The sequence below is a fragment of the Paenibacillus sp. FSL R5-0473 genome (assembly GCF_038004565.1).
Lineage (GTDB): Bacteria > Bacillota > Bacilli > Paenibacillales > Paenibacillaceae > Paenibacillus > Paenibacillus amylolyticus.
Window position 1 is genome coordinate 6,304,622 of the sequence record NZ_JBBORL010000001.1, and the last position, 14,543, is coordinate 6,319,164.

11 protein-coding genes are annotated in these 14,543 nt (G+C 40.8%); 4 read left to right on the forward strand and 7 right to left on the reverse strand.

The features are described from left to right. Positions 1 to 169: 169 nt before the first annotated feature. From MKY28_RS27730 to MKY28_RS27760, 7 genes are all read right to left on the reverse strand, one after another. On the reverse strand, positions 170 to 1,552 hold the full coding sequence (locus tag MKY28_RS27730; RefSeq protein ID WP_340937561.1) for a lanthionine synthetase C family protein: 1,383 nt from the start codon (positions 1,550 to 1,552) through the stop codon (positions 170 to 172). Continuing rightward, positions 1,549 to 3,336, reverse strand: a complete 1,788-nt coding sequence (locus tag MKY28_RS27735; RefSeq protein WP_340937562.1) for an ABC transporter ATP-binding protein — start codon at positions 3,334 to 3,336, stop codon at positions 1,549 to 1,551. Before MKY28_RS27735 ends, MKY28_RS27730 begins: the two co-directional genes overlap by 4 nt. 71 nt (positions 3,337 to 3,407) lie before the next feature. After that, positions 3,408 to 6,614: a lantibiotic dehydratase gene (locus tag MKY28_RS27740; protein ID WP_076251833.1), complete on the reverse strand. Its 3,207-nt coding sequence runs from the start codon at positions 6,612 to 6,614 to the stop codon at positions 3,408 to 3,410. 40 nt (positions 6,615 to 6,654) lie between these two features. Continuing rightward, complete coding sequence (locus MKY28_RS27745; protein WP_076251831.1) at positions 6,655 to 7,425, reverse strand: ABC transporter permease; 771 nt, start codon at positions 7,423 to 7,425, stop codon at positions 6,655 to 6,657. Between the two features lie 9 nt (positions 7,426 to 7,434). Next, a complete protein-coding gene (locus MKY28_RS27750; RefSeq protein ID WP_076251829.1) occupies positions 7,435 to 8,229 on the reverse strand; it encodes an ABC transporter permease in 795 nt (264 codons plus the stop codon). Further along, positions 8,226 to 8,954, reverse strand: coding sequence for an ABC transporter ATP-binding protein (locus MKY28_RS27755; protein WP_076251826.1), 729 nt, complete (start codon positions 8,952 to 8,954; stop codon positions 8,226 to 8,228). Before MKY28_RS27755 ends, MKY28_RS27750 begins: the two co-directional genes overlap by 4 nt. Before the next feature lie 462 nt (positions 8,955 to 9,416). After that, positions 9,417 to 9,596 (reverse strand): FDLD family class I lanthipeptide, encoded by a 180-nt coding sequence (locus MKY28_RS27760; protein WP_064641713.1) that lies wholly within the window; start codon positions 9,594 to 9,596, stop codon positions 9,417 to 9,419. Positions 9,597 to 10,024: 428 nt separating this feature from the next. On the opposite strand from MKY28_RS27760, the gene MKY28_RS27765 reads away from it, so the two are divergent. The 4 genes from MKY28_RS27765 (at position 10,025) to trhO (ending at position 14,531) form a co-directional block, all read left to right on the forward strand. Next, positions 10,025 to 10,735 (forward strand): response regulator transcription factor, encoded by a 711-nt coding sequence (locus MKY28_RS27765; RefSeq protein ID WP_340937564.1) that lies wholly within the window; start codon positions 10,025 to 10,027, stop codon positions 10,733 to 10,735. Beyond that, complete coding sequence (locus tag MKY28_RS27770; RefSeq protein WP_340937565.1) at positions 10,732 to 12,237, forward strand: sensor histidine kinase; 1,506 nt, start codon at positions 10,732 to 10,734, stop codon at positions 12,235 to 12,237. Before MKY28_RS27765 ends, MKY28_RS27770 begins: the two co-directional genes overlap by 4 nt. Positions 12,238 to 12,297: 60 nt before the next feature. After that, complete coding sequence (locus MKY28_RS27775) at positions 12,298 to 13,404, forward strand: TolB family protein (protein ID WP_340937566.1); 1,107 nt, start codon at positions 12,298 to 12,300, stop codon at positions 13,402 to 13,404. Between the two features lie 239 nt (positions 13,405 to 13,643). Beyond that, positions 13,644 to 14,531 carry an oxygen-dependent tRNA uridine(34) hydroxylase TrhO gene (trhO, locus tag MKY28_RS27780; protein WP_338707282.1) on the forward strand — a complete coding sequence of 296 codons (888 nt, stop codon included), beginning with the start codon at positions 13,644 to 13,646 and terminating at the stop codon, positions 14,529 to 14,531. Positions 14,532 to 14,543: the final 12 nt, after the last annotated feature.

The following is a 14,543-nucleotide window of genomic DNA, read 5'->3' on the forward strand; positions in this document are numbered from 1 at the left end:
AAAACGCGCAGTGTTACTTCCTATCCGAACAACGGAGAGCCGGTCCCGAGGTAACCGAATAAAGGCCGCTACGTTGCTTGGATAGTAGCGGTAACTAATTGTATTGCAGAGCTTGATGATAATGAATCGTGGATGCGTCTAGGGTCAGTAAATGATCGTTTTTTTTAATTTATTTTATCAATAATACTTGATCCCATTCAGGACTTTTATCCGATAATAATGATGCCAAGACCAGAGAGACCCCAGCTGCTCCGTTTAAAAGGCCTGCTTCATCAATATATTGAAGTTTATTATCAATCCAGTTTATGTCGCAATATCCAAATATAGAGTCCGGCTTGTAGAAATCTAGAGTCTTTTCTACAAGGCGGTCACGCATCATTCTTAAACGTTCTTCTCCGGTTTCAGAGTACATCCGTTGGATGAGTAGAAGCCAACCTGAAAGGCCATGACAAACGGTTGGTGAGATTAGCCCTCCGTCCATCTCTATGCGTTTTTCCATATCCAGATATGATTCAAGTGCAAGATTAGATAATTCTTTATTTTCCAAAGCATTGCCTGCCAACCATATTGCACGTGCAATTCCAGGAGTTCCGTAGCACCACGAATCTCTTGGATGCATTTTATTTTCAACATGCAGATGACCTAATTTCCATTCTTCATAAGAAACCCTGCCAGGCCAGTATATTCCATCTTCACCATTGACCTTCCACTGAACAAGCCAATCAGTTAGTTTACTTAATTGATCCTTAAAGGGTTCGGCAGGTAGTCCTTTAAGGATCGCAATGCTCATAAGTGCAATGGGCCCTGCTATTCCATGGGAAAGTCCTAAATTGAAGTTTCCAGAAGGATACTGATTTGTCTCACTAGCATGAAATTGGCTCCGAGCAGAAATATGCCATCCTGGGACGGTTTCTTCTCCTATTTCCTTTTTTGCACAATATAATTTGAACCAATTTACAATCTGTTCCCATACCTTTTTCATTCCCGGGCGATCATAATATGATAAAATAACTCTTCCAAGCCCACTTAGACCAAGAATCGTATCATAATCTCCTATTTTTAAATCAGTACTTCCCCAATTTTCAACTAGTTCATCAACTTTTTTAATTGCTAGTTCTTCCATCCAAGTTGCAATACCTTCTGTCATTGACTGGTAACGGGTGCCTCTCCGGGATAGGGAACGTATGGCCACTAGAACACCAGGCAATCCGCCGTATAATGACAAATCATGCAACCCCGTTTGTTCAAGCTTATTCTGCAATTCCTTTAAATACTGATGCCCTACATAATCCCAACCAGCATCCGGTTGGAGATAATCCAATTCACCCATTAATAGACAAATTCCGGAATGTCCGTTACTTAGACTTTCTTCCGTCCACCGTTCTACTTCGAATCCATCAACTGCTAATATAGAATTTTGAGATTTCATTGAAATTTCGCTTGGAGTTTTATATCTGTTTGCAACAGACGCCAAAGTGCTTGCAACGTTGTTTCTTAAGTCGCCTTCTAAGCCCAACCATCTATCCAGATTAGGGTTTATTACAATACTCAATGCTGATATACCTCCTCAATGTTGTTTTCCTGAAAGGTCTTAGCTTGTATACGATACATCTCTGCATACGTACCATTATCATTAAGCAATTTCTCGTGTGTTCCCTGTTCGATAATCTCACCGTTCTCCATGACAATTATTTGATGAGCAAGGCGTGCAGAAGATAGCCGATGCGTAATGAATACACCGATCTTATCTTTCATTAAATCAAGAAATAACTCCAACAAATCTCGTTCTGCAACCGGGTCCAAAAACGCGCTAGGTTCATCTAAAATGTATAAATCGGCATTACGCATGAAAGCTCTGGCTATGGCTAACCTCTGCCATTGACCACCAGATAATTGCTGACCTTCTTCAAACCATTTACCCAACTGCGTATCAAGGCCTTGGGGCAAAGAATGGATTACATCATCAATAGATGCGTACTTGGCTGCATTTAGTATCATTTCGTCTTGGTCCAACTGATCCAATGAACCAAAACCTATGTTGCTTCTGGCGGACATTTCATAATGAACGAAATCTTGAAAAACAGTACCGATTTTTTTTTGATACATATTCAGATCATAATCGGTTATGTTTTTTCCGTTTATGATAATTTCACCTTCGTAATTGTCATAAAGTTGCATTAATACTTTCATTAACGTTGTTTTTCCCGATCCGTTTTTCCCAACTATTGCTATGGTCTGCCCCCTTCGTAACGATAAGGAAATGTTCTTCAACGCTATCTTGTCATTCCCAGTGTACTGAAAAGAAACATTCTTGAGTTCTAGGTGTTCTAAGCTAAAATCAGATTTTTTGTTTTGCAGAGAAGATCGAGCAACAGGGTCAGATGTTGGTAACTCAAAGAACAGGAACAATTGCTCCATATAGAGATGATTTTGGGAAAATTGCAATAAACTCCTCATTATGGATTGTATCTGACTTTGTGTAAGTACTATTGCCTGAATATACCCGTACAAACTGCCAATCATCAAGGTACTTAACAAAGTTTCTTGAATGACAAACCAAACCAACCAAAGCATTACTGCAAGCTCGAAAAAATTGTAAATAAATGTGTGTTTAGTTAGCTTTCCTAACATTCTCTTGTCTACTTTATAAAAGCTTTCGAGCAATTCAGAGTAACGGTTGAGTAAATGAGTGCTCAATTGAAAAACCTTAACTTCCTTAACTGCTCGATCATTTGTAAGCAAATGCGTCAGATACCATGATTGACGATATAAAGGGGTCCTTTTCATATAGATATCGAATTGTTGTTTGTTTAATTTGAATAAAGAATACAGTGATGTCAAAGAGACTACGAGAATGATCGGTACAGTCCACCATTTCCATAGAAACAACCAAGTTGAAGATGAAATTACAGTGATAAGACCAGAGATAATACCTGCTAATTGGCTATATAGCTGATATGGCCGAAATGCTGCTTCCTGAGTTGCACGTTTTAATTGATCGTTGATAGACGAATTTTCGAAGTCAGCAAGTCCAAGTTGTGTTGATTTTTTCCCGATCATGATATTCAAAGACTTCGCTAATGATGCTTCTAAATTCCCCTCCACATTGGTTTGTCCTGAATTAATGATTAATTTTACTGCGTACACAATAACAAACAAGATAAAAGGTATGCGTACTAGATCCGCTCCATGCATCAAAGAATATGAAATCCCATTCAACATATTCTGCATTACAACCAAACTAAAAAAGGGAATCAAACCTTGCAGGATATGCAATATTGCACTAATTATGAACAATACTTTATTAGTCTGAAAAATTAGTGAAAATAACTTCATGCTGCTTTTCGCTGAATTCCACATAATGACTCCATTTTCCGTTTATAAATTTTTTGTTTACAAAAAAAAAATCATATCCTGCTCAAATTTTCTGTTCTTTTTCTTTTATGGTATTGTATCAAGCTGTTCATCGCATGGCGTGTCAATATCATTATTTTCTGTTCCAGCTTTCGATCAGTTCCAACTAGTCGATTCAAGTGCATGTGAATAATGCTAAACACGATGTCATCTTTGCTATTTGTCAATGAAACTTCTGAACGATGTTGCTCCAGCTTTTGATAGTATGTTAAACAGCTGTTTGCTCTTGCTTCGAAAACTGGCAATAATTCTTGTGAAAAGTTTCCTGAAGCAGAGGTTTGGGAAGCATTCAAACAAAAAAAAGTATTAAGCATATCCATATATGTGATGCGTATCTTACGAAAATCTTGAAGGTAATCTTTAACATCAAACTTTTCATTTAAAGTTTCGAAACATTCACTTTTGTTGTACCCTAAATGAGTAAGAAGATGAATTACACTAAGTACACCTATTTGTTCAATCTCAAGCTCACGTCTCTCGAAACGGTTTAGACGAATTAATCCAGCCACCACATAACTATCTTCGGAGAACAGAGATTCTGCTAACTTCATTAACTCAATTCCGCCATATCTTTCTATTTCAGGTTCATAAGTTTCTAAGGTGAATTTTGTTATATAACCATCCTTAAACCACTCGTCACTCCATTTTTGAAATAATTGAGCGAATAGCTGAGATTTATCATTGGATTTAAACTTGAACCTTACCCTAACATGCGGATCAGGATCGGCGTAGCGTATAAAATAAGCTTGTTCTATTAAACCAGTATCTTTAGCTTCGTTCACACATTCCTCCCAATAAAGAGCAAGGAATTCATTTTGTCTGCTATCCAATCCATATAATTTAGCATAAAACCACTCATTGCCAGGAAGATAGATATCTTTCTCTAAACCCCCTCTGTCCGATAGCGTTTTGAAAGGGAAAAGGAATGAACTGCCTTTCGGCATAGCATCATCTATAATGAGTGGAAACACAAATTCAGCAGCTAAACAACCATCACTACGATTGATAGGCGAATTTTCAAATCCACCGACGTGTTCGATTAAATTGATATGTCGTGTTGTTTTTAAATTTTTTAATAATTCATTTAGATGTAGCGGATGGTCCAAATCCAGCAAAATGCGATAATCTGAATCAATTAAATAAACATATCTTGGAACATTCCATTCACTCAAGAATATTAAAACCCAATTTTTTAATTTATCTGCATTAATACTTTCTTTTAGATTACTAATTGGGTAACGAAGACTCCATTTTGCGGGAGACAACACAATTTTTTTGTATTGAATTCGTGGCATAAATGGAGCATGCATCAAATACCCAAAGTCTGGGGCGGACCATTGATCAAATCTCATCAAGCCAACCTCCATCAGGAATCTATAGATGTTCGGCGCATGATGATAATTGAACATATGACCTGCGATTGGAATTACTTCTTTGTTTTGGGATACGGACCTAATATATAACCTTCCTTCTCTCGCACCTACGACAAGATCAGACATAGCTATGATTTGTTCGTTTGGAGTTATCGAACCATGACTAAGCGAAAGTTCATGGTCACGGTAGTTCTTCGTAAGCATTACATTCGCAGATTTACCCGAAGTGGGAAGAAAAGATGTTTCCGCCCACATTACATCAGGGTACAAGTCCTTTTCCTTTTTTGAAATCAGTGTTAAATCTTTTTGGAGATTGGGTTCAAGGATATCTAAAAAACGACCAAAAGTTTTCCCCGCTCCGTTTGAACCAGGATTGGGCGCCAACACCAGTTTGTACTCCCCACGATCAAGACTGTTTTGATCCATCGTGTGAAGGGAAAAATACAATTCCATAGATGGTAACGGTGGCAATTGGGCATCATTGAATTCTTCCAGTTGTTGTATAACGTTTTCATCCAACTCCACTGTATGTTGGCCTTTATGTATTGCAGATACCAACAGTTCCATAAATAATTGTTCCTGTTTCATTTTACCCTGAGAATCCCTGCGCTTTAACGCATATGAGTTCTTACGATTTTCAGGATAACGGTACGTCGCTGGAGCACCCAATCCAAGCTCATCATCAATCAATTCTAAAACGGGGACTTCTTTATGATCGCCATACTTTTCTAAAAAATCTTCTACATACTTTTTCAGGTGCTCTTCTGAATAGTGTGAAAGCATATTAAGTATGTATGCTGCCTCTTCCACGTCCTTGCGAATATGCTCATTGAGTCTGATAGACTGATCTGCAAGTGACAAATCAACTTGCATAGTGGGTGTCTCCATCGGAATTAGATCATTCGTCAGTCTACTAAGTTGTTCGAAAGTCTCTACCCCTTTTCCAACAGCAGTCTCGTTATAAAACATTATTGTTTCGTGAATCTCATACAATTTTTTTCCGATATCATTTACTCCCTGCAGCCCATCCACAAGGCTGAAAACATGGTGGAATGGATCTTTATCTACAGTGGATGGTCGCAGTTCAGTAAGGAGGAACTCTTCTTTTATGAGTTGTTGCAGGTAATTATTGATAATTTCGCGGTCTGTTCCCGGAAACTCCAGCTCCATTTGGTTTAATACCTTGGAAAACTTTTGGGGTGTAGACAAATAATTCATAATCCAGTCAAATACAATGGTCGCCTTAACAGAAATGCTATCATTTGCTCCACTCTTCATTTTCCCATATCTCGTTAAGAAGGGTAGCTTAGCCCTATTACCTTGTTTATATATTAATGCATTTGGGTAAATAGTTAGTTGTTCCAATATCTGTGGATCGTTTTCGAGTTGTTCTATTAGTTTGAGAATCCATCCCATATCAGGTCGTGCTCGTTTACGATAATGAGATATCTCCTTAATATCAAGTTGAGATTCGGCTGAGAACCTTCCAACAGTAATGCCTGAGAATAATCCAAAAGGGGTAGGTCTACTCATCATCCGGATTACATACTTCATTACGCTTGATACAACTTGCGCTTCAGTCACATTAGGCTTATTGTTGAATTCATCAATTTTAGAAAGTGATCTGTATAGGCTAGGGCTTGCAACAAGGATCGCTTCCCTGATCTCAGGTTTACGAGATAGTTTTATCAAATTTTCCAAAGAATAACTAGCAACATTCTCAATAAGAGAATGTTGCTCGGGGAAACAAGAAAAAAATTCATTTAAGGGTAAAACTGGAGTTCTCAACATGAAAAAATCCAGAGTTTTATACGAATAACGTTTCATCATATTCTCCTCCCACTAGATACCAGACATGAGAACCTTCTCATATTACTTTCCTTTGCCAACCCCAAAAACTGATTGTCCCAAAAAGAATGCTGGATCCAGTTAAATATAGCCAAAAACTGATTGAACCTCCTGATTGAAGAGAAAGCAAAATTGGACGAAAAGGGTCAAATAAAAAAACCAATTCTGTTGCTATATAATGATAAAGTACAATAGATAATCCAAAAATCACGAGAAAGGCTATGATTGGTCTTGAGATAAACACACAGATAGCACTACAGAATAGTAACTTAGCAAGACAGGTAAGTAGAAAAATACCATAAAATTTGATCGTATACCATTCTGCTGGTAACCTTCCTACTTCATTCTTAAAACCGTAAAGTGCTGCTGTATCGCTGCTGGAAAAAAAGGCTTTTGATCCAATCATAGAAATAATGTAAACAATTCCGATCCCAACAACAGTCGTTGCAGCCAGCGCCAATAGTTTTCCCAGCCAAAGTTCGAACCGTCGGTATGGACGAAGTGCATACAATCTGTATGCGCCAGAATTCAATTCGCCACTTAACTGATCAATATAAAAAATAGGCAGCATTGCGGCCATCATTAATAATGACATTCCATCCATCATAAACCAGGGAGCGTTAAGATTGTTTAGCATAATACTGCCTTCTCCAAAACGAAATACTCCCTTTTGTGATGAGCTTAAACCCCAAATATTGAAAATAATTACAATTAAAAAAGAGGAGAATAGTACAATTTTAGACTTTTTTTTCCAGTCTCGTTCCAATTCACTAATCCATATGCCTAACATGTTTACCCCCTAATATAAGTAGTCACTTCTCACAAAGCGATGGTAGGCTCCCCACAGGAAAACAATAAGATGTACAACGACAACGGATAATATAGCCACAATTACACTCATATTTCCGTCTATAACTTCGTTCAAACCAGTATGTTGCAGAAAAGGTATCAAGGAATAGGTAATGCAGAGTTCTAATAGAGGAATGTCACTGAATAATGCCGCAAGTTGAATAACTGCACCGTCCAGTAACAATGATGCTAAAATGTAAAGCATACAGCCTCCGATAGCATATGTGACATTTTTGCTGTACATCGAAATACAAATAAACAAACTGGATATCCCCAAGAGTGAAACAAATGCAAACCCGTAATATACAAAAGTGTAGCTAAGAGCCTCAAGAGAATAATTCAGCAAACCATTTTCATTGAACTGAAAAAAATAACCAGTAACTATCAGACAAACTGCAAACAAGATGAGCATCAGAACAATACAAACACAAATCAATAATAGTTTGCTGAAAAAGATTTGCCTGCGGGTAAATTGACGAAGAAAAACATACCTCAACTGACCGCCTCTATATTCCTCGGTGAATATAGAAGCTGCAAATACAGCCATAATGATATCAACGGGAAAATACAAGTTATTTCGTAAACCTGTAAGAACAAATAGCTGAGATAGAGTATCATGATCAACTTGAAGCGTTTCAAAAAAACTAGCTGTCATATAAGCAAGACCAGGGATAGCCAAAACCAATAGCCATGTCCAACGTTTGGACCAAAGTCGTTCCCACTCACTATTGAATAACGTAATCATGCTCTCATTAACTCCACGAAAGCATCTTCTAACCTTTCGCCATCACGGATCAACTCGGCAGTAGGACCTTTCCAAATAACTTTTCCACTTTTTATGATTATTAATTCATCACACATCTGCTGGAGCTCATCCAGTAAATGGCTTGAGATAAAAAAAGCGTAGTTAAATTCGTTTCTCAAACTAAGGATGATATCTCTTAATGCTCTCATCCCCATGGGATCAAGACCGTTAGAGGGTTCATCTAGAAGTAGAAGTTTCGGGTTTCCTAGCAGTGCCTGAGCAATTCCCAAACGTTGCTTCATTCCAAGCGAGTACCCCTTAACTCGATCATTCGCTCTATCTCCCAACCCAACCCTTTCAAGCAACTCTTGAATATGATTTTCCCTATCAGATTTAGGCAGATCAGGATGAAGTCGTGCCAAATTGCGCAATACTTGCCTACCTGTCATATACTCGAAAAAAATGGGCGATTCTATAATTGCTCCCACCTGTGCCAATGCATTTTTTCGGTTTTTGTTTATTTCGTATGAATCTATCTTTACATGGCCATTACTTGGATGCATCAATCCTGTCATCATGCGCATCATCGTAGTTTTGCCTGCACCATTCGGGCCAATAAAACCATAAATTTTTCCTTTTTCCAAGTTGAACGAAGTATCTTGAATGATTTCACGTTTGCCTATCACTTTAGTTAGATTGTTGACTTCCATAACAATATCAGGCATTATGACCCTCCTTCTAGAGCGTTTCTTCAAATGGATTAAATGGTAATACATGAGATAATTATGTTAAATGCGTACAAGATACGAAATTCACTAGAGAAAATTGTGTCTAATTCAAGATTTGTCCACCTGAACGAAAACCACAAGGAGGACGTCTCGCAGCCATACCAGTCATTCCCAAAATAAAAAATCGCCAATTGATCCTAAAATATGATTGTGATATCTACAAAGAGTCATTGGGTGGAATGCTTCTTTATTAAAGTAAAGAGTTATCTTCGTTTGGAGAATCGTTATGATAAATTAACGTGTACATTCAAGTCTCTTTTTAGCTTTGGTGTCCATTATGGTGCAGCTTGCTTAAACTTGAAGACACGCTCTAGTAAAAAAAATGTTGTTCAAAATAACAAGAAGAGACTTATTCAGTCTCTTCAAGTAGTTGAACGAAAAAATATGATTGTGAAAAAATTAACAAAGTGCTCCAATATTAGAGAAACATTTTACTCCTGCAGTAGGAGCGCAAGTATTGGCAGTTCTTGTTTGCTCTCCGCAACCACCAGTACAGTTCCAAATACTTAAAGCTTGTGGCTGAACTGTACCTTCTGATTTTTTAATTTGTACATCAAGATCAAAGATTCCTTTTTCCATTTTCGTTACACTCCTCTAATTTTTTTGAAAATTCGAATTATGTAATATCCTAGGTGATGTATGAAAAAATATAAAAAGATCGTCATCTTTCTATATATTCCATAAAAAAGTATTAACATAAAACAATGTAACATGAGGAAATAATAAAGTAAAGAATATAATTCCAAATATTGAATTTATATCAAATTAAGGATGATTATCATAAAACTAAATAGGGGATATGTGCACTTATTATACATTTAATACAATATTGGAATTATAATAAATATATATTCTTATAATCAAATATTTTACATAATTTAATTCTGGAAATCTAGTCAATAGTGAGTTTTTTAGCAGTAACGATTGATAGTGTTGGCGAATCCGTGACTCCTTGTTAACATAGATGCAGAAAGCGTTTGATGACATTACAGCAAAGGATGAATCCCATGAATAAAAAAGTGCTCGTGGTAGATGACGAATCAAGCATCGTCAGTGCCATTGCTTACGCGCTGCGGCGGGAAGGATATGAAGTAGATACTGCGAGTGACGGCGAAGAGGCCTTGGTCAAGGTCGCATCGTTTCACCCACAGGTCATGATTCTGGACGTGATGATGCCAAGGCTTGATGGATACGGCGTATGCCGCAGGCTGGAGGACCGGGATGATATCGGCATTATTTTGCTAACAGTCAAAAATGATATCGTGGACAAAATCGTTGGTCTGGAGATGGGCGCGGATGATTACATGACCAAACCATTCGAGATCCGTGAACTGCTCGCAAGGGTGAAAGCGCTCATGCGCCGTGTCGAGAAAAGCAGTCCACCACCTGACGATTCGAAGAATCAGGCCATCGTGAATGGCACACTGCGTATTCATGTTGCTCACCGCACGGTGACCGTGAATGAGGAGAAGCTGGATCTGACACCAAAAGAGTTCGACCTGCTGACCATTCTTATGTCCAATCCCGAGCGTGTGTACACACGAGACGATCTGCTGGATCGAGTGTGGGGCATGGAGTATGCGGGTGGTACACGAACCGTAGACATTCACATCCAGCGTTTGCGTAAAAAAATTGGAGATACGGATCAGCAAAAATTACAGACTGTATACGGGATTGGCTACAAAGCATCTGCACCTGAAACAGGCGGGGCCATATGAGAGTCAGCATCAAGCTGAAGTTCAGTGTTTTTCTGGCAGCATTGCTTATCCTGACGGTGGTTGTGCTTAGTTCACTGGTCCTGCGCGGTATTGAACGCAATCAGCAGTCACAGATTGAAGGTATCTTATCACAGCAGACACGACTGGTGAATCTGAATGTGCGACAAGCCTACTATACGGAGTCCGTTCATCTTGAACAGGACGTTTTTTTACAACAAAACGGCCGCAGGCTTGCACAGGAACTGGCCAACTCTACCGGATTGCCGATAGCGCTTTATGATATGAAAGGCCAGCAAGTCGGCTCATCGATCAGCTCTGGGGAGAGTGCGATTGTTCAGGATACGCTCAACTATGCACTGCAAAATAAAATTGCCTATCATGAACAAGGGGATACCTTGCTCTATGCCGCACCACTGGACGGTCCGGACGGACAGATGGGTGCCGTATGGATGCAATATCCGGTCCAAAGCTACCATGAATTCTATACTCGCATCCTTCAATTGTTCATATGGGCAGGAATTACCGTTGTTGCGCTGAGCTTCATATTAGGTTATCTGTTCTACAATCGGTTTGCCGTTGCGATTACTCGGCTGAAAAAGTCCGCAGATTCCATTCGCGAAGGGAATTACATTACGGAGTCTCCTTTAAAGCGCAAGGATGAGTTGGGGGAGCTGGGGCAGGGCATTTATTATATGAGTACATCCATTCAGCAAAATATCACAGCCATGCATGCGGAGCAGCAGAAGCTGCAACTGGCGATTGAGAAACTTCAGGCGCTGGAACAGCAGCAGAAACAATATATCGGTAACATTAGCCATGAATTCAAGACACCACTGACATCGATCAAAGCTTATGTGGAGCTGCTCGACATGTATAAGGATGATCCGCAACTGCTTGATGATGCCACGAGTAACATTGGCAAAGAAACGGAGCGGCTGTACGAGATGGTCGAGAAAGTACTACATTTATCTGCTCTGGAGAAGTATGACTTCGAGAACCAGGCCGAAGATGTAGAGGTCAGCGCTCTGCTGGAGGATGCCTGTGGCCGGATGCGTGGGAAAGCGGAGAAGTTTGCGCTGAACATGGAACTGGATCTTGAACCGGCGGTGATCCGCAGCGATCGGGAGAGTCTTATGCATATTTTCATCAACATGCTGGATAATGCCATCAAATATAACGTTCCGGATGGTGTGATCCGGGTGAAGAATGAATTACGGATGCAGGAGCGTCAAGCAGTCATTCGCATCTACAACTCGGGTACGCCGATTCCGGCAGAGGCGCGGGAGAAAATTTTTGAACCCTTTTACACCGTGAACAAAGACAGAGCCAGAAAAACCGGCGGAACCGGACTGGGGCTATCTCTCGTGAAGCAGTTTGTTGAAAAACAGGGCGGTACAATCACCCTGCTGTCGGGCGATCCAGAAGATGGGGAAGGTGTGACGTTCCAGCTCATGTTCCCTTTGGCTGATTCAAGTTTACAAGTTCGAAACAAGTCTGAATAACTTTGGAAGTATGCGATGTATATGCTTGGTCTATAGCAAGAGAAACCAGGGGGGACCATCATGAATTGGAAACAAGCAGCTATGGGCACGTTCGGAGCCATTGCCCTGTTAACGACAGCGGCATGCGGGGGAACAACGGAGCCGGGGGGCAACGCACAAGGCGGGAAAACGGGCACGGATATTACGGTAAAAGATAATACCAACACGTCCGTGTACCAGAGCTTCAAGCTGGAGAAAATTGATAAATTGCCGAATATGCGCGGGATCGCATGGCTAAGTGACGACTGGATTGTATCCGACAAAGAGAACAAGTCCTTGAAACCCGTCACGGTTGAAGGCCAGGAAAGATACCCGCATAATTTATATATGTATGATCTGACGAAAGGCACAGACACGCCGCTCAAAGAAAGTGAAGCCAGTCTGGGTGCACCGCTGGTATCACCGGATGGTCAGTACCTGTTCTACCGCGAGCCGGAGGAAAATACGGGCAAAGGCTACTTCCTGAACCTGCATAACGGGGAGACAACCCCTGCTGGCAAGGAGGATGGATTCATCCAAGAAGGCGCATGGCTGGATAATGAACATGTCGTTTTCCCCAATATGAAGGGTGATCTGATCTCGGCAAGTGTGGACGGTACAACGAAAGTGCTGGTGGAGACAGGTAATTTCAATGTGCGGAGTATCAAGGTGTCAGGCAATATGCTCTATTATATTACGGGCGAAGATGGCCAGTTGAATGCATACGATGCGAAGACGGGTGACGTGAAACAGGTGCTGAAAAGTGTGGAGTGGGTCATCCCTTCTAATGATGGAACAAGGCTTGCGATTGTGAAAAGAACAGCGGATACCAAACGGGCGCTGGTGCTCACCGATCTGGAAGGCAATGAGAAGGCCACTCTCGCCAGAGGTACACAGGTTTTCGGCACAAGCTGGTCGGGTGATGATTCCAAGATTGCATACACCATCAATTCTGAGAATGATAATGAGAAAGGGCTATTTGTCTCCAACACGGAGTCGGCAGAACAGTTCCAGATCTCGGCCGATATGGACAACGCTTCTGACCCACTCGCCTGGAGCCCGAAAGGAAATAAAATCCTGTTATCGCAGGCGGTATTGGAGATTGAATCGTATCACTTTGTAACCTCGGTCATTACGATCTCGGAATAGGGTGAATGGTGCAGAAAGATATGTTCCATATCTTTCATGCCTTTCTATACATTTATATTGACTAAGCTGTTCCGCTTCCGATAAACTAGAATGCAGGAATAAAAGTCGAATGTCAGGCAGCAGTTCGAGACGATGTTTCGGGCGGCTGTTTATTTTCTTTTTAACAGTAAGGGTGCAAAGTAGTCGTCTTGCCGGATGATCCGGCTAATAACAACATGGAATAGGAACAGGTGATATACATGTGTAACAGCGCGTACCGCGTGCTTTTATATTATAAGTTCGTGAAGATTGAAGACCCCGAGACGTTTACACAAGAGCATCTGCAATACTGTAAGGACCTTGGTGTGAAAGGCCGTATTCTGATCGCATCCGAAGGCATTAACGGTACGGTATCCGGAACGCCAGAACAGACGGAACAGTACATGAAAGACATGCTGGCTAATCCGCTATTCAGCGACATGGTGTTCAAGATTGATGATGTCGAGGAGCATGCGTTCAAAAAAATCTTTGTTCGTCACAAAGCAGAGCTGGTAACCTTCCGTGTGGAAGATGAACTTGACCCAAATGTGACTAGCGGCAAACGCCTTTCGCCGAAAGAGTTCCATGAACATCTGCAACGTGATGACGTTATCGTTATCGATGGTCGCAATGATTATGAATACGAAATTGGTCATTTCCGCGGGGCCATCCGTCCAGATGTGGAGTCGTTCCGTGAGTTTCCGGAGTGGATTCGGGAGAACCTGGGTGACATGAAAGACAAAACGATTATTACCTATTGCACTGGCGGCATTCGCTGCGAGAAGCTGACTGGGTTCATGATCAATGAAGGATTCCAGGACGTGGCTCAATTGGACGGTGGTATTGTCACGTACGGTAAAGATCCGGAAGTACAAGGCCATCTGTTCGATGGTAAGTGTTACGTGTTTGACGAGCGGATCTCTGTACCGATTAACCGGACAGAAGAGGATGTTGTCATTGCCAGCTGTTATCACTGTGGAACGACACATGACCGATATATTAATTGTCCAACCTGCAACCTACAGCATGTAAGCTGTGAGGATTGCGAAGAGACGCATAACCGCTTTTGCTCGGATGCCTGCCGGGAGGCAGCACCGGTACACGCATAAGCAGGAGAGCAG

What these genes read in the sequence shown, in the direction of transcription:
- MKY28_RS27775 (WP_340937566.1), top strand. Translation starts at nt 12,298, where the DNA reads ATGAATTGGAAACAAGCAGCTATGGGCACGTTCGGAGCCATTGCCCTG.
- MKY28_RS27740 (WP_076251833.1), bottom strand. Translation starts at nt 6,614, where the DNA reads ATGAAACGTTATTCGTATAAAACTCTGGATTTTTTCATGTTGAGAACT.
- MKY28_RS27735 (WP_340937562.1), bottom strand. Translation starts at nt 3,336, where the DNA reads ATGAAGTTATTTTCACTAATTTTTCAGACTAATAAAGTATTGTTCATA.
- MKY28_RS27745 (WP_076251831.1), bottom strand. Translation starts at nt 7,425, where the DNA reads ATGTTAGGCATATGGATTAGTGAATTGGAACGAGACTGGAAAAAAAAG.
- MKY28_RS27770 (WP_340937565.1), top strand. Translation starts at nt 10,732, where the DNA reads ATGAGAGTCAGCATCAAGCTGAAGTTCAGTGTTTTTCTGGCAGCATTG.
- trhO (WP_338707282.1), top strand. Translation starts at nt 13,644, where the DNA reads ATGTGTAACAGCGCGTACCGCGTGCTTTTATATTATAAGTTCGTGAAG.
- MKY28_RS27755 (WP_076251826.1), bottom strand. Translation starts at nt 8,954, where the DNA reads ATGCCTGATATTGTTATGGAAGTCAACAATCTAACTAAAGTGATAGGC.
- MKY28_RS27760 (WP_064641713.1), bottom strand. Translation starts at nt 9,596, where the DNA reads ATGGAAAAAGGAATCTTTGATCTTGATGTACAAATTAAAAAATCAGAA.
- MKY28_RS27750 (WP_076251829.1), bottom strand. Translation starts at nt 8,229, where the DNA reads ATGATTACGTTATTCAATAGTGAGTGGGAACGACTTTGGTCCAAACGT.
- MKY28_RS27765 (WP_340937564.1), top strand. Translation starts at nt 10,025, where the DNA reads ATGAATAAAAAAGTGCTCGTGGTAGATGACGAATCAAGCATCGTCAGT.